A 13,842-nucleotide genomic window follows, 5' to 3' on the forward strand; every position below is an offset into this window, starting at 1 on the left:
CCCTACCCCCGCTTGCCGATATTGAACGACAGGCCCACCGTCGCCCGCTCTCCGTCGTAGGCCCGGAACGGCCACTTCTGCAGCTCCGTGAAGAGGCAGTCGTAGAGTGGGCCCTTCTTGAACTGGGGGTTGTCCACCCACAGCTTGTTGACCTTGCCGTCGTTGCCGATGACGAACTCCAGGGGGATTTTCGTGGCCAGCCCGGGACTGCGCTCGGCCTCCTCCTTGAAGCACTTGAAGAGCGTGGACTTGTTGCCCGCGACGATGCGGTTGATGGCGGACTGGTCGAACTGCTGCGCCACCTCCATGCCCTCCGCGTCCGTGTTCACGCTCCCCGAGGGACGCGGCGGCTTGCGGTCCTCCGTGCGTGACGCGGAGGCCACCGCCGTGGGCTTGCCCGTGCCGTTCGCGGGTTTCGTCGTGCCCGTCTCCCCGGGTTTGGTCGGCCGGGCGGAGCCTTGCGTGGGATAATCGAAGAGTTCCTCGTTGTCCTGGCGCGCTTGCGCCACGCGGATGACGGGGGCCTCCATCTCGATGCCCTCGAACTCGTCCTCTCCGAACCAGCCGTGCACCGCGGCGTTGCGCGCCAGCAGCAGGCCCGCGCTGCCGAGCACCAGCGCCAGCGCACCCGCGACGCCGCCGAGCACCATCACCCGCTTGCGGTTCTTCTCCCGCTCCACCAGGACGGCCGCGTCCACGCGCACCCGTGCCTCGGAGAGCGCCACGTGCACCTTGAAGGGCTCCACATCTTTAATGGGGTGGAAGTCCCTCTCGCCGGCCAGGGCCAGAGGGGAATCGGGCGTCAACTCGCCCGTCTTGAGCTTCTCCACGATCTGGGAGCCACTCACCGGTCCAAGGACCAGGTCTCCATGTCGGAAGAGCCACTGCCCATCCACGTCCGCCGCGAGTTCTTGTCCAGCTGCCATTTCACGCGCGATTATCCCGTGTTACCCCGCGCCCTCGCAACGCCGTGCTTACTTCGACCTCCAAGCGGATTCCTGTCGCACTGTGGATCTGGTACCGCGGCGGAAACTTCCGCGGGTTCCAGCGCCAGCCGGAAGGCCCCACCGTCCAGGAGGCCCTGGAGGGGGCCCTGCGCTCGGTGGGAGTGCCCGCGACGGTGATGCCCTCGGGGCGGACGGACCGGGGCGTCCATGCGCGAATGCAGGTGGTGAGCGTCCGGCTGGAGGCGGGAGACTCACCCGAGTCGCTCGCCCAGCGACTGCCCCCGCACCTGCCCGCGGGGCTCGGGTTGTGCCTGGTGCGCCGGCCCGGCTCCTTCCATGCCCAGTGGAGCGCGAGCGGCAAGGAGTATCGATATCGACTGTGGCTGGGCGGCGAAGCGCCGTCGCCGGAGTGGGCGCCCTACTCGCTCGACGTGGCGGGCGAAGCGGGGCTCCAGGGACGAGGCGCGACGGTGACACCCGAGCGGGTGGCGGAGCTGCTCGCCATGGCGGCGGGCACGAGGGACTTCATCGCCTTCCATGAGAAGTCCAGCCCCCGCAAGCCGCGCACGCTGGAGTCCGCCACCCTGCACGAGCGGGGCGGTGGCCTTTACGAGGTGAGGCTGACCGGGGACGGCTTTGCTCGCTACCAGGTGCGCTACGTGGTGGGTGGCGCGCTGAAGGTTGCGGCGGGGCTGCTGCCAGAAGAGGCGTGGCTCGCGGCCCTGGAGACAGGGGCGGCCATGGAGGGCTTCAAGGCGCCCGCTCACGGCCTGATGCTCTGGGAGGTTCGCTACCCTCCTGGAGTGGATCCCTTCACCGCCCCGGAGCGTCTCCACCCTCCAGGGCTGCCGCTGGAGCCACCCTTCCTACCCGGGTGACACGCGGCGGATCCTCGCGCTGATCAGTCGACGAGGCGCTCTTCGTACTTCGCCAGCAGATCCGAGATGGCCTCTCGGAGGTATTCGCTCTGACGGATGCGGGTGGTGCGCGACAGCTCCTTCAGAGCATCGAGCTTTTCGCGGTTCAGCCGGAAGACCACCGAAGTGAGACGGGGATTCATGTCCAAGTGCGCAACCTCCTACAGATGCGCACACCATCTCACAGACCTATTTGATCGCAAGATTTTCACTCGGATCCGCCTACCGGGAAGATCCACTGCAGCCCGGTGAAGCCCTCGGCATCGGCGCGCAGTCCGGATCCGAACCCGAGCGTGAGCCCGAGTCCCCCGTACACCGCGAACCGCTCCGAGAAGGTGTGTCGCAGGCCCAACGCTACGCGAGGCCCCACCCACGGCCCAGAAAACGGACGCACGACGGCGCCGAGATCCACGAAGGACTGCCAGGACTCGTCCCCGAAGACGCTTCGGAACCCGCCCACCAGCGAGAGATCTGGCTCCCGGAGGCTGCCGCGGATCAGCACGAAGACCTCGTTCCCGTCGTACCCCAACGTGAGGCTGGCCCCCACGTCGAGCAGCGCGTCGAGCCCCTTCACCACCTCGGCATCCCCGCTGTCGATCAACTCCGTATAGGAGGCGCCCGGGCCGAGGATCAGCGAGAAGGCACTGCGGTCCCGGTACGGAGAGTCCACGTACTCGGCGGCCGGCGCGTCCCCTGGCGGGAGCACTGTGATCAGCAGTGCCACGGCCCGCAGAGGATTCGTCAGCACCGAGGACCATCCGGACGTCACTGTGCACTCGCGAGCCATCTTGCGACCGCGTGTTCTACCAGCCCCGAGGCACACGCGGCCTCATCATGCGATACGCCCCACACGTTTAACGCGGTCGTTCAAGATGCCTACGATGACCACCCCCTGGAGGACATGCCCATGAAGAAATCAAGTCTCGGCACACTTGCATTCGCGCTGCTCGTCGCCGCGTGCGGCGGCTCCTCTGGGCCTCCCAGTGAGTACGAGCCCGGCAAGGGCGCCATGCAACTCCCCCTGCTGACATCGAGTTCGGAGGGAAAGACGTACCGCCTGGTCGGGGCCACCTTCGAGCTCACCGGGCCTCAGAACGCGACCATCACCGACATCAGCGAGGAGACTCTCTCCATCCAGCTCCCGACGGGCCTCTATTACATCGAGCTCAAGGGCGACTACCACCTCGAGGAGGTGACTGCAGGTGAGCCCGGCAAGCGCATCGAGGCGTTGATGATCTCTCCAAACCCCTTGCAGTTCACGATCGCCGAGAAGGAAACAACCACCGTCCAATTCATCTTCAAGATCGTGCTCCCCGGCACCGTGGATGTGGGCATCCGCGTGGACAAGGGAGGGTGGATCACCGGGCAGGTGGAGTTCACCAAAGTGTACCAAGGTGGCCGGCCCTGCTCCTGCGTTTATATGGAAGGCCAGAGCAGGCCCTTCGCATTCAGCTTCGAGTCCGTGACGCTGACTCGGCTTGCACCGGGGCCAGATGGGACTCTCAACCTCGAAGTCACCACGGGTCCCCTGACGCCTCAGTTCGGGGGGGACTACCTCGAACCCCTCCACTACAACGTCGGTATCGGGCTCTCAGGGCACACCATGACCTTCAAGCTGTCCGCACAGCCCGACAGCAATTCGGTGTCCCTCGCAGGACTCCTCGCCAATTCAAACTTCGGCTTCAGGGCAGGCCCCGTCAGCCCAGCCTTCACTGGCACAGTGGACAGCCAGGGGTACCCCACCCCTCAAGCGTTCCAGTTCGATACGACCGTCGAGCTCGGAGCCCTCGGCTGGACGCCGAGCTCCTACAGCAGCAAGGTCGAGGGCCGGATGGTCGGCACCGGCTTCATCCCGAAGCCCTAGCTCACGACGGGCAGTGCGAAGCCCGTGGCCCCCTGGGTCGCGGGCTTCGTCACGCCAGCGGCCTCGTTCAGGCGGCCTGAGCGGAACGGCTCCAGATCCAACGCCACGAACTTGAACCCCAGCGCCAGGAACGCGGTGTTGATCCGCTGGCGCACATCCGCGACGAGGAACCGCTCGTACTCCTCGGCGGCCACTTCCAGCCGCGCCACGTCGCTGTGGTAGCGCACACGGAACTGCCGGAAGCCCAGCTTGCGCAGCTCCGACTCGGCCGCGGCGATCTGCAGCAGCCTGTCCCGCGTCACCGCCGTGCCGTACGGAATCCGCGACGCCAGGCACGCCATCTGCGGCTTGTCCCATGTGGGCAGCCCCAGGAACTGACTCCAGGCGCGAATCTCCTCCTTCGTCAGCCCGGCCTCCGCCAACGGAGAGCGCACCGTGTGCTCACGCGCCGCCTTGTGCCCCGGCCGGTGATCCTTGAAGTCGTCCGCGTTGAAGCCGTCCACCACCACCGCCAGCCCCAGCTCCGTCCGCTGGGCCTCGCAGATGTCGTACAGCTCCGTCTTGCAGAAGTAGCAGCGGTTGGTGGGGTTGGCCGCGTACTGCGGATTGGCCAGCTCGTTGCTGCCCAGGACGACGTGCCGGGCCCCCATCTTCTCCGCCAGCTCCCGCGCCTCCTGCGCCTCCTCGGGGGCCACCGAGGCGGACAGCGCCGTGAGCGCCAGGGCCCGTTCGCCCAGCTCCTCCACGGCCACCTTCAGGACGAAGGTCGAATCCACGCCTCCCGAAAAGGCCACCAGCGCACTTCCATGGGCGCGCAACGCGGCACGCATGGCCTCCAGCTTGGGACGCGACGACTCACACAGGGCCTGGATTCGCTCGGGGCTCAGCATGGGGGACTCCTAAAACGAAAGGGCCCCGGATTGCACGCGCATCGCGCGGCAACCTGGAGCCCTTGACTTGAAGTGGAACGAGGGCCGTGTCCGGCCCCCCCCTCTTCAGCGGGACTTGCCCTTCGCGGGCTTCTTCCCCGCGGGAGCCGGCTTCGCGACGCGGGCAGCGCGCGTGGCGGGACGCGACTTCGCGCCCTTGTCCGCCTTGTCGGCCTTGGCAGGCTTCACCTTGGCGGCCACCTTCGGCTCCTCCGCCCGACGGGCCTTGGCACCGCCACCCTTCTCGGGCTTCTCAGCCTTCTCCGCCCGCTCACCCTTGGCCGGCAGCGGGTTGGCCTTCATCTTCTTGCCGGTGATGATCTTCAGCTCCTCGGTGGTCATGTAGCCGAGGTCCAGCAGCGACTGGAAGATCTTCGCGGCGCCGTCCTCCACCGACTCCACGTCGGAGTGGATGGTGACTTCCGGCGAGTTGGGCGGCTCGTACGGCTCGGTGATGCCGATGAAGTTGGGAATCTCCCCGTTGAGCGCCTTCTTGTAGCGACCCGTGCTGTCGCGCTCGATGAGCTTCTCGGTGGGGCAGTCGACGTAGACCTCCACGTAGCGACCGATGGCGCGGCGGTTCTCCTCACGCTTCCCCTTGTAGGGGCTCACGCAGGGCACCAGGGCGGCGACACCATTGCGCGTCAGGACGTTCGCCACGAAGCCGAGACGACCGGCGATCGTGTTGCGCTCATCCTTCGAATCACCCAACCCCGCCCACAGCTCGTCGGCGAGCTCCCCCTCGTCGAGGATCTCCACGTTGCGGCCGACCTGACGGAGCCGCGCCGCGATGTAAGCGGCAGTGGTGCTCTTACCGGTCCCGGACATGCCGGTCAGCCAGAGGGTGAATCCAGTGTTGGAGGCCATAAGGGTTTTCAACTCCCTGCGTCCGGAGCGCTTCTTGCACGCCGCGGTGGACGCCGCAGATCCAGAAGATGGACGTGGTTATAGACGAAAACCCACTCACTTGACAATTCAGGCGCACCTTTCCGCAGGTAGGGGTAACAGGCGGTCAAGTGCTTGCGCATACTGGGCTTTTTCGTTCTTGCAATGGTCTTTTCAGACCCGTCACGTCTGAAAATCTCCATCCCTCCACACGTACTCGGACACCCAGGAGACACAGCCTCGGTGTACGGATGCGATGAGATAGGAAACTCCCGGTAGGAGCGGATGCCCGGCGGGGGCGGCCAGGGAGCGGTCCTCGCTCGAAAAAGTGGGAGGCCCGTCTACATGGGAGTGGAACACACTTACGACCTGCTCTCCCCGTGTTTCCGCCTGGACGCACACCGCCAGCCACTCCTCGGGGGAGAAGGCATAGGCGTGTACCGGGCGCGGGGACGCGTTGCGCAGGGGGCACACCCGCCAGGAGCCGTCCCCGGGAGCGTGGAGGATCACTCCGCAGCCCTCCAGCGGGTAGCACGACTCCAGGTGCTGGATGACTTCGCGACGGACCGCCTCCGGCCAGCGCGGATCCGACCAGGGCATCACGGCGAAGAAGGCTCGGCTCGCGAGGCACAGCGCGAACACTGGCGTACGTCCATCTCCTCCAGCCCTCCCGGGGGCACCAACCAGCGGCCGCCCAGGGCCGGCTCCATGCCCAGCCGGAGACGTTGGAACACCATGGCCCCCAGCGTCCCGAGCGCCACGCCCAGCGCGCCATCCGGAGGCGGCCCCAGGTGCCGCACCGTTTCTCCGAAGCACCAGACGCAGCCCTTCGCGCCCCGGAACACCACGCCGGCCCGAGCGCCATCGCCGCAGAGCGCCACCCAGGGGGCATCCCCGCTCCACGCCGTGGGCAGTTCCGCCAGCAGTCCGCCGCCACGCTCCGGATTCGCCGCGTCCGGGTTGAGCGCCGCCACCTCGCGGGCCAGCGTCACCGCCACGGGCTGACCCACGTCCGTCGCCGACATGAGGAAGCCTGGAGCCCATGGCCCCAGCGTCAGCGAGCCCACTCCGGCCACGGGTGATCCTCCTCCCGCCAGATACGCCGCCGCCGTCATCCCCGAAGCGCCCGTGGCGTCCACGCGCGCGCCGCCGGACAGGAGCGCTTCCTGGCCTCGACCGCCCACCTCGCGCAGGAGGATCTGCCGCGAGTAACGGAGGATCTGATCTTCACGCAGGGCCATGCGACGTCACCCTCCCGCCATCGCCGGGATGAGGGTGAGCCGATCCGCGTCCTTCACCGGTGTGTCCAATTCGCGCAGGGCGCGGATGTCCTCCTCATTGAGGAAGACGTTGACGTAGCGCCGGACGGCGCCGCGCTCGTCCAGCAGTCGCGAGCCGATGCCGGGGTAGCGCGCGTCCAAATCCGTCAGCACCTCGCGCACGGTGGCGCCGGAGGCGCTGACCTCCGCCTGATTGCGCGTCAGCGTCCGCATCGTCGAGGGAATCCGAATCGTCGCCATGGCTCACTCACCTTCCCTGCTTGCGGAGCACCAATCGGTGCGTTCCATCGTCGCGCGACTCGAGGGAGACGACTTCATGCCCCTCCTCGCGCGCGCTGCGGGGAACGTTCTTCAGCGGCTCGGTGCCCCGGAGCAACACTTCCAGCAACGCCCCCGACTCCAGCGCCTCCAGGCGCAGCTTGGTGCGCACGTAGGTCATCGGGCAGACCTCGCGAGTGATGTCCAGCGTCGCCGTCACCTCGCTCATGGCCGTGTCTCCGCGCACCGACGAGCAGAGCGCTGTACCTGGAGAACATCGAGGAGGCCCGACATCGCCGTCGCCGGCCTCATGGCCGTGCCTCCGCCCTCAGCGCGCGCATGCCGTGCCCTCCTCGGGGAACGTCGGAACAGCGGTGATGCGGCAGCCTGGACAGTCCTCGGCCCGCTCGACGCGCGTACGCCGTCCCAGCAGCGTGTTCCCATCCAGCACGTGCAGCGTGGCCTCACCTGGCACACGGCGCGCGGCGCCGGCCAGCAACTCCAGCACCAGCAGCGCCTGCACCGAACCCACCAGCCCCGCGAGCGAGCCGAGCACTCCCGCCTGCGCGCACGTGGGTACCGAATCTGGTGGAGGCGGCGATTCATAGAGGCAGCGCAGACAGGGCCCCTGGGGCTCCACCCGCATCGCCTGCCCCTGCATCCGCAGCACGCCTCCGTAGACGAGCGGGACGCCCGTGAGCACCGCCACGTCCGAGAGGAAGAACTTCGTCCCCACGCCATCGGTGGCATCAATGACGGCGTCATGCGCGCGGAACAGTCCCTCCACATTGTCCGCGTCCACGCGCTCCGGAAGCACGTCCGTCGTCAGCGCGGGGAAGGCCCGCATGAGCCCCGCCGCCGCGGACTCCGCCTTGTTGCGCCCCACGTCCTGCGCGCGGTGCCAGAGCTGCCGGGGCAGATTCGTCACGTCGACTCGGTCCGGGTCCGCCAGCGTCAGGTGGCCGACACCGGCCTGGGCCAGCGCCAGCGAGGCCGGGCAGCCAAGCCCGCCTGCTCCCACGACGAGCACCCGCGAGCGCTCGATGCGGGAGGCGTGGGGAATCCGGGGATGGTGGTGCTCTTCTGGGCCGTGCATCGATTGCTGCTCCGCGAGGGCGGATGCGAATAACGTGCGGGACCCTGCGTCGCACCTGTCAACAGTTGGGCGCAGGCGCCCTTTCCACAGCCAGGACATATGAGAAACCTGACCGGCGTGCTCGTCTTTTCCACCACCCTGCTGCTCGTCCACGGTTGCCACAAGAACACCGGCGAGGCCCAGGGCCCCGCGGACGCATCCCTGCCCGCGGCTGACGCCCAGGGCTCGAGCGAAGCGGCGAAGTTCCCCTCCGACAGTGGCCAGGCGCTCCATGAGGCCGCGCCCATCGGCTCCGAGAAGGCGACCGCCGACTCCGGCACGCTCGCGTCCGGGACGCCCGACGCGGCCACGCCTCCCCAGCGCACCCTCAAGGAGACCGGCACCCCCGAGGCTCACCGGGCCGCGCTCGAGTCCTGCGTGGACCGCTGGCTCAAGAAGCACAAGCTGGACGAGTACGGCAACGCCGAGGGCACCATGTACGCGGGCGGCACGCCCCTCTTCGACGAGCGCACCGGCGAATCCACGGACCGGCTGACCTACGTGTTCAACCACAAGCCCGAGGCCCGCAAGGTCTGCATGCAGCCCTCATCTCCCCGGTGACAACGCCGTCTCGCATGCCTCCCCGCCCGCCGGGGAGGTGGGCGAAGTACCCCAGGGATTCCCGCACACCCGGCGGCTCTCGTAAGCTGCCACCCAATGAATTCGAATCTCGCCCTCGGCGAGGAGACCCCGGCCAATGACCTCCGCGCGCGAGTGCGCGAGGTCCTCCTGCGCCGCAAGCTGACGGACAGCGTCTCCACGGAGCAGGCCACCGCGTCCTGGGAACAGGACCGGTTCGTCGCCCGGGCCCGCGCCCTCTTCTATGCGCGAATGATGTTCCTCACGCTGGGATTGCTCATCCTGGCGGTGCCCACCTGGAGCGGCTACTTCGGTCTCACCGGAGCCTTCTCCTTCCTGGGCTACTTCACGATGCTGCTCTACAGCGTCGCGAACCTGCTCGTCATCGACCACCCGAAGGCCGGCCGCTGGGTGACGTACACCACGCTGTGCCTCGACCTGGTCATCCTCGTGGTGCTCATCGCCAAGCCCGTGGTGGGAGGTGGCCTCCAGAGCCCCCTGCTGGCCACGCAGCTGCTCTTCACCACCCTCTTCTCCATCCTCTACCCCAAGCCGCTCGCCATCCTGCCGCCACTCTTGGCGCTGCCGATTACGACGCGCCTGGACCTGCTCCTCAACCGCTCCGTGACGGCGGTGGAGCTGCTCACGCTGCTCTGGTACCTGGCGCTCAACTTCATCATCGTCTACGTGCTCGTGTACCTGAACGAGCGCGAGGCCGCCGCGCACCGCGAGGTCGTGGCCCTCCAGGGAGACCTCAAGGAGCTGGCCGTGGTGGAGGAGCGCAACCGGCTGGCGCGCGAGATTCACGACGGCCTGGGCGCCTCGCTCTCGTCGATGATCATCCAGGCGGAGTACATCCTGAACCTCGCGAACGAGGACGGACTGCGCTCGGAGATTCGCGAGCTGAAGGCCACCGCCGAGGAGTCCATCGACGAGCTGCGCCGCAGCCTCCAGATGATGCGCGAGGACTTCGAGCTGTCGCAGGGCCTGGAGGACTACGCCAAGACGTTCCAGGAGCGCACGGGCCTGTCCATCCAGTTCGAGCGCACGGGCCCGCAGCGCAAGCTGTCCCCCGACACGCAGCTCGCCCTCTTCCGCATCCTCCAGGAGTGCCTCTCCAACGCGGTGAAACACGCCGAGGCGAAGCTCGTGCAGGTGAAGCTCGACTACGCCGAGGAGCACGTGCACCTCATCGTCCACGACAACGGCAAGGGCTTCGACCCGCAGCGCACCCCGCGCGGACACTACGGCCTGCTGAACATGCGCGAGCGCGCCATGAAGCTCGGCGGCCAGCTCATCGTGGATTCGTCACCGGGCTCGGGCGCCCAGGTGGCCTTCTCCCTCCCCAGCCCCCCGACATGACCGGAGCCCCCGTGGATGCCCCGCAGCCTCCTTCCACTCCCGCGCAGCCGCCCATCCGCGTCTTCGTCGTGGAAGACCAGACCAAGATCCTCAAGAACCAGCTGCGCCTCTTCGAGGGCCACCCGGAGATCGACATCGTCGGCACCGCGCTGTCCGGCGAGGCCGCCCTGGAGGAAGTCCCCCGCGTCATGCCCGACGTCCTGCTGCTGGACCTGGGCCTGCCCCGCATGAGCGGCATCGACGTGACGCGCGAAATCAAGGCCGTCTACCCGAAGATGGAGATCCTCATCTTCACCATCTTCGACGAGGAGGACAAAGTCCTCGAGGCCGTGAAGGCCGGGGCATCCGGTTACATGCTCAAGGGCTCGCCGGTCGACAAGATCATCGAGGCCATCAAGGAAGTCCGCGCGGGCGGCACCGTCATCCAGCCCAACCTCGCGCGCAGACTGCTGCGTCACTTCCGCGTCGACCCGGATGCCACGCCCATCCCTTCCGAGCCCGCGTCGCCCCCTCCCGCGGCCCCCACTCCCGCCGCGGCGAACCCCTCCCTTGAAGAGCCCCTGCTCAAGCCCCTGTCGGACCGCGAGCGCGAAATCCTCCAGCTCATCGCCAAGGGCGTCTCCAACAGCGAAGCCGCCCGCCTCCTCAGCCTCAGCAAGGCCACCATCCGCACCCACCTGGAGCACATCTACCGGAAGCTCGAGGTGACCAACCGCGTCGAGGCCGTCACCGAGGGCATCCGCAAGGGCCTCATTTCGGTGTGACGCGACATTTTCAAGCAGGGCCTAAAAACAGACATTCCCTGCTTTATCCCACTTAAGCCGCAACTCACGGACATGGGCACCGATAACCCTCTTGTACGAAGCCTTCCGCCTTCGGCGAGAGAAAGAGGCCCTCCATGCTCCAGGTCGGTACGCGCGGTTCGGATGTGACGCGGCTGCAGAAGACCCTGGCCAAGGCCGGTTACAACCCCGGCACGGCGGACGGAATCTACGGCGCGAAGACGAAGGCGGCGGTGACGGCCTACCAGAAGCAGCACGGGCTGAAGGCGGACGGCGTCGTGGGCAACAACACGGGCCGCTCCATCTTCAACTCGCGCAACCAGGACATGTGGGACGGCAAGCCGGACGGCACCAAGGGCCCCGGCGGCGTCCCGGGCAACTTCCCGGTGAACGGCACCAACCGCCAGAAGCTCGACTTCGCGTCGAACCTGGCCCGGCAGATGGGGCTCACCATCACCTCCACCACGGGTGGCCAGCACACGCCGGGCTCGTACCACTACAAGGGCCGCGCCATCGACGTGGCGGGAAGCCCGGCGAAGATGGCCGAGTACTACACGCGCCTTGCGGGCACGAAGCCCACCGAGCTGTTCTATGACCCGAAGGGCGGCATCAAGAACGGCACGCCCATTGGCGCCATCGGTGGCCACGGCGACCACGTGCACGTCGCGTACTGAGTCCCCGTCACTCTCGTGACACCTCCGGCCCGGTGGGAGCACGACTCCCAACCGGGCCTTCGTGTGTCAGGGCCTCGCCGCGCCCGCCGCCTCCACGACGAGGTCGGCATAGCGATTGGCCGGGTCCTCCGGCCGCGTGCCATCGCGGAAGTAGAACGTGTGTTCGTCCCACGCGTCGGGCCGCGCGTCGTTGGCGAACATCCACAGCGCGCCGGCGCCCACGCCTGACTTGCGCATGCACTCCAGCCAGCCGCGATACAGCGCGCGGCGCTGGGACAAATCCAGGGCCCCTTCGTTGCGCAGCCCCAATTCGCCCACGAACAGCGGCTTGCCCAGCCCCCGGGCGATGTCCGCGTGCTCGCGAATCCACCGCGCTCCCGCCTCGGCCATGTCCGCGTCGTCCAGGCCCCAGGACTCCGGATAGAAGTGCACCGAAGCGAAGTCGATGTACGGCGACGCGGTGTTGCGCGTGAAGCTGGAGCCGGGCGTGCGCAGCATCGTCGTGCCCGCGCGAGCCCAGAAGGCGCCGTCGTAGCCCTCCGAGGACGGCTCGAAGCCTTCCTCTCCCGTCCCCACCTGGTGACCTGGCGCGCGGGACTTCACCTCGCGCGCCACCTCATCCACCCACGCCCGCATGCTCGCGCCCTCCGCGTCCAGGCCCCGGCCGCGAGGCTCGTTGAGCAGCTCCCACGCGAGCACCGCCGGATGATCGCCATAGCGGATGCCATCCTCCGTGTTCACCCGCTCCAACATCCGCGCGATGTGCTCCTTGTAGAGCGCCACGACGACGGGGTCGGTGAAGAAGCGCGGGTCGCCCTGAATGGGAGAAGGCAGCCCCGCCCACGTCACATACTGGCGAGTGCCACCGTAGGCATCCCAGTAGTTGCCGAGCGTGAGCACCAGCCTGACGCCATGCACTCGCGCGCGGGCGAGCACCCGGTCCAACCCTCGCAGGGCGACCTCGTCGTACTGGAGCGGCCCCACCTGGATGGTGCTGTCGCCCACCTTCTCCGGCGCTTCGTTGTGGCCATTGGTCCGCAGCGCCACGGCGCCGAGCGCCGCCGCCTTGGCCAACACCTCCTCGACGATGGGTGACTCATGCAACCCACGGCGCACGTCGCGTGCGGCTTCCTCCTGGAGGAAATAGGAGTTGAGCACCATGCTGCCCACCGGCAGGCGATCCAGGCGCAGGGGCTCGGCGCTCCCACAGTCGGCCGCCGCTGCCTCCAACATCACCGGCTCCCCCTCGCCACACGCGCACAGCAAGAGGACGGGCGCGAGGCAGGGACTCCAACGCGGCGAGAACATGGAGCGCATGGTAACGGATGGGCTAGGTTGATGCCCGACATGGAGCTCCGACTCGAAGGCGTGTCCAAGACGTACCCCAATGGAACGCGGGCGTTGCACGACGTCTCCCTCACCATTCCGCGCGGCATGTTCGGACTGCTCGGCCCCAACGGTGCCGGAAAGTCGACGCTCATGCGCAGCATCGCCACGTTGCAGGACGTTGACGGCGGAACGATGACGTTCGACGGCATCGACGTGCGGCGCGACAAGGACAAGCTGCGCGATGTGCTGGGTTTCCTGCCCCAGGACTTCGGCGTGTATCCCAAGGTGACGGCCTGGGACATGCTGGACCACCTCGCGCAGCTCAAGGGCCTGTCTCAGCGCGGCGCGCGCCATGACGCGGTGAAGGCGCTGCTCACCAAGACGAACCTGTGGGAGCACAGGGACCGCCGGCTCGGCGGCTTCTCCGGCGGCATGAAGCAGCGCTTCGGCATCGCCCAGGCGCTGCTGGGAGACCCCAAGCTGCTCATCGTCGACGAGCCCACCGCCGGCCTGGACCCAGCCGAGCGCTTCCGCTTCCACAACCTGCTCGCGGAGATCAGCGCGGACGTCGTGGTGCTCCTCTCCACGCACATCGTCTCGGACGTGGCGGACCTCTGCCAGAACATGGCCATCCTCGCCCAGGGCAACGTCGTGGCCAGCGGACACCCGCTGCGACTGGTGGACGCGCTGCAAGGGCGCGTGTGGAAGCGCTTCGTCACGAAGCAGGAGGAGCTGGACGCGTTGACGAAGGAGCTGGAGGTCATCGCGGTAAGACGCGTGGCCGGCCAGCGGTTGGTGCATGTCCACGCGGAGAGCGCACCGGCGGGCTTCGAGCCCGCGAGCCCCGACCTGGAAGACGTCTACTTCCACGCGCTCTCACGCGCGTCGAAGAAGGCGTGAG

General features: G+C 67.8%; 18 protein-coding genes. 7 read left to right on the forward strand and 11 right to left on the reverse strand.

Features of this window, described 5'->3' with window-relative positions; translation table 11 throughout:
- Nucleotides 1–2: 2 nt before the first annotated feature.
- Entirely contained in the window at nt 3–926 is a 924-nt protein-coding gene (locus HUA74_RS25355) for an AgmX/PglI C-terminal domain-containing protein (protein WP_174456616.1), read from the reverse strand.
- Between the two features lie 44 nt (nt 927–970).
- Between HUA74_RS25355 and HUA74_RS25360 the strand changes: the two genes are divergently transcribed.
- Entirely contained in the window at nt 971–1,825 is an 855-nt protein-coding gene (locus HUA74_RS25360; RefSeq protein WP_174456617.1) for a tRNA pseudouridine(38-40) synthase TruA, read from the forward strand.
- Between the two features lie 23 nt (nt 1,826–1,848).
- Here HUA74_RS25360 and HUA74_RS25365 read toward each other — a convergent pair whose 3' ends face one another.
- Both HUA74_RS25365 and HUA74_RS25370 read right to left on the reverse strand, forming a co-directional pair.
- On the reverse strand, nt 1,849–2,013 hold the full coding sequence (locus tag HUA74_RS25365) for a ribbon-helix-helix domain-containing protein (RefSeq protein WP_141644788.1): 165 nt from the start codon (nt 2,011–2,013) through the stop codon (nt 1,849–1,851).
- Between the two features lie 59 nt (nt 2,014–2,072).
- A complete protein-coding gene (locus HUA74_RS25370; protein WP_371817307.1) occupies nt 2,073–2,588 on the reverse strand; it encodes a hypothetical protein in 516 nt (171 codons plus the stop codon).
- Nucleotides 2,589–2,771: 183 nt separating this feature from the next.
- Here HUA74_RS25370 and HUA74_RS25375 point away from each other — a divergent pair, with 183 nt between their 5' ends.
- Nucleotides 2,772–3,728: a hypothetical protein gene (locus HUA74_RS25375; RefSeq protein WP_174456619.1), complete on the forward strand. Its 957-nt coding sequence runs from the start codon at nt 2,772–2,774 to the stop codon at nt 3,726–3,728.
- On the opposite strand, the gene larE is transcribed toward HUA74_RS25375, so the two are convergent.
- The 7 genes from larE to HUA74_RS25410 all read right to left on the reverse strand — a co-directional run bounded on the left by larE (nt 3,725) and on the right by HUA74_RS25410 (nt 8,176).
- Entirely contained in the window at nt 3,725–4,618 is an 894-nt protein-coding gene (gene larE, locus HUA74_RS25380) for an ATP-dependent sacrificial sulfur transferase LarE (protein WP_174456620.1), read from the reverse strand. The two genes, HUA74_RS25375 and larE, sit on opposite strands and share 4 nt — an antisense overlap.
- A 105-nt stretch (nt 4,619–4,723) precedes the next feature.
- Complete coding sequence (gene cysC / locus HUA74_RS25385; protein WP_141644792.1) at nt 4,724–5,524, reverse strand: adenylyl-sulfate kinase; 801 nt, start codon at nt 5,522–5,524, stop codon at nt 4,724–4,726.
- A gap of 201 nt (nt 5,525–5,725) precedes the next feature.
- Nucleotides 5,726–6,142, reverse strand: a complete 417-nt coding sequence (locus HUA74_RS25390; protein WP_174456621.1) for a Mov34/MPN/PAD-1 family protein — start codon at nt 6,140–6,142, stop codon at nt 5,726–5,728.
- Nucleotides 6,142–6,783, reverse strand: coding sequence for a ThiF family adenylyltransferase (locus HUA74_RS25395; protein ID WP_174456622.1), 642 nt, complete (start codon nt 6,781–6,783; stop codon nt 6,142–6,144). Before HUA74_RS25395 ends, HUA74_RS25390 begins: the two co-directional genes overlap by 1 nt.
- A gap of 6 nt (nt 6,784–6,789) precedes the next feature.
- Nucleotides 6,790–7,062: a MoaD/ThiS family protein gene (locus tag HUA74_RS25400; RefSeq protein ID WP_174456623.1), complete on the reverse strand. Its 273-nt coding sequence runs from the start codon at nt 7,060–7,062 to the stop codon at nt 6,790–6,792.
- Between the two features lie 7 nt (nt 7,063–7,069).
- Nucleotides 7,070–7,309, reverse strand: a complete 240-nt coding sequence (locus HUA74_RS25405) for a sulfurtransferase TusA family protein (protein WP_174456624.1) — start codon at nt 7,307–7,309, stop codon at nt 7,070–7,072.
- 99 nt (nt 7,310–7,408) lie between these two features.
- Entirely contained in the window at nt 7,409–8,176 is a 768-nt protein-coding gene (locus HUA74_RS25410; RefSeq protein WP_174456625.1) for a HesA/MoeB/ThiF family protein, read from the reverse strand.
- Between the two features lie 99 nt (nt 8,177–8,275).
- Here HUA74_RS25410 and HUA74_RS25415 point away from each other — a divergent pair, with 99 nt between their 5' ends.
- The 4 genes from HUA74_RS25415 (at nt 8,276) to HUA74_RS25430 (ending at nt 11,612) form a co-directional block, all read left to right on the forward strand.
- Nucleotides 8,276–8,776: a hypothetical protein gene (locus HUA74_RS25415; protein WP_174456626.1), complete on the forward strand. Its 501-nt coding sequence runs from the start codon at nt 8,276–8,278 to the stop codon at nt 8,774–8,776.
- A 96-nt stretch (nt 8,777–8,872) separates the two neighbouring features.
- Entirely contained in the window at nt 8,873–10,156 is a 1,284-nt protein-coding gene (locus HUA74_RS25420) for a sensor histidine kinase (RefSeq protein ID WP_174456627.1), read from the forward strand.
- Nucleotides 10,153–10,920, forward strand: a complete 768-nt coding sequence (locus tag HUA74_RS25425) for a response regulator transcription factor (RefSeq protein WP_174456628.1) — start codon at nt 10,153–10,155, stop codon at nt 10,918–10,920. Before HUA74_RS25420 ends, HUA74_RS25425 begins: the two co-directional genes overlap by 4 nt.
- A gap of 134 nt (nt 10,921–11,054) precedes the next feature.
- Nucleotides 11,055–11,612 (forward strand): peptidoglycan-binding protein, encoded by a 558-nt coding sequence (locus tag HUA74_RS25430; RefSeq protein ID WP_141645629.1) that lies wholly within the window; start codon nt 11,055–11,057, stop codon nt 11,610–11,612.
- Nucleotides 11,613–11,678: 66 nt separating this feature from the next.
- Here the strand turns inward: HUA74_RS25430 and HUA74_RS25435 are convergent, their stop codons facing one another.
- Complete coding sequence (locus tag HUA74_RS25435; RefSeq protein WP_174456629.1) at nt 11,679–12,920, reverse strand: cellulase family glycosylhydrolase; 1,242 nt, start codon at nt 12,918–12,920, stop codon at nt 11,679–11,681.
- A gap of 39 nt (nt 12,921–12,959) precedes the next feature.
- Here HUA74_RS25435 and HUA74_RS25440 point away from each other — a divergent pair, with 39 nt between their 5' ends.
- Entirely contained in the window at nt 12,960–13,841 is an 882-nt protein-coding gene (locus tag HUA74_RS25440; RefSeq protein WP_141645627.1) for an ABC transporter ATP-binding protein, read from the forward strand.
- Nucleotide 13,842: the final 1 nt, after the last annotated feature.

The sequence above is a fragment of the Myxococcus sp. CA051A genome, from assembly GCF_013336705.1.
Lineage (GTDB): Bacteria > Myxococcota > Myxococcia > Myxococcales > Myxococcaceae > Myxococcus > Myxococcus llanfairpwllgwyngyllgogerychwyrndrobwllllantysiliogogogochensis.

Bases quoted from the DNA above. Each gene is read 5' to 3' on its own strand.
- cysC (WP_141644792.1), bottom strand. From the start codon at position 5,524: ATGGCCTCCAACACTGGATTCACCCTCTGGCTGACCGGCATGTCCGGG.
- HUA74_RS25430 (WP_141645629.1), top strand. From the start codon at position 11,055: ATGCTCCAGGTCGGTACGCGCGGTTCGGATGTGACGCGGCTGCAGAAG.
- HUA74_RS25390 (WP_174456621.1), bottom strand. From the start codon at position 6,142: ATGCCCTGGTCGGATCCGCGCTGGCCGGAGGCGGTCCGTCGCGAAGTC.
- HUA74_RS25375 (WP_174456619.1), top strand. From the start codon at position 2,772: ATGAAGAAATCAAGTCTCGGCACACTTGCATTCGCGCTGCTCGTCGCC.
- HUA74_RS25400 (WP_174456623.1), bottom strand. From the start codon at position 7,062: ATGGCGACGATTCGGATTCCCTCGACGATGCGGACGCTGACGCGCAAT.
- HUA74_RS25420 (WP_174456627.1), top strand. From the start codon at position 8,873: ATGAATTCGAATCTCGCCCTCGGCGAGGAGACCCCGGCCAATGACCTC.
- HUA74_RS25435 (WP_174456629.1), bottom strand. From the start codon at position 12,920: ATGTTCTCGCCGCGTTGGAGTCCCTGCCTCGCGCCCGTCCTCTTGCTG.
- HUA74_RS25395 (WP_174456622.1), bottom strand. From the start codon at position 6,783: ATGGCCCTGCGTGAAGATCAGATCCTCCGTTACTCGCGGCAGATCCTC.
- HUA74_RS25355 (WP_174456616.1), bottom strand. From the start codon at position 926: ATGGCAGCTGGACAAGAACTCGCGGCGGACGTGGATGGGCAGTGGCTC.
- HUA74_RS25405 (WP_174456624.1), bottom strand. From the start codon at position 7,309: ATGAGCGAGGTGACGGCGACGCTGGACATCACTCGCGAGGTCTGCCCG.
- HUA74_RS25425 (WP_174456628.1), top strand. From the start codon at position 10,153: ATGACCGGAGCCCCCGTGGATGCCCCGCAGCCTCCTTCCACTCCCGCG.
- HUA74_RS25415 (WP_174456626.1), top strand. From the start codon at position 8,276: ATGAGAAACCTGACCGGCGTGCTCGTCTTTTCCACCACCCTGCTGCTC.
- HUA74_RS25410 (WP_174456625.1), bottom strand. From the start codon at position 8,176: ATGCACGGCCCAGAAGAGCACCACCATCCCCGGATTCCCCACGCCTCC.
- HUA74_RS25440 (WP_141645627.1), top strand. From the start codon at position 12,960: ATGGAGCTCCGACTCGAAGGCGTGTCCAAGACGTACCCCAATGGAACG.
- larE (WP_174456620.1), bottom strand. From the start codon at position 4,618: ATGCTGAGCCCCGAGCGAATCCAGGCCCTGTGTGAGTCGTCGCGTCCC.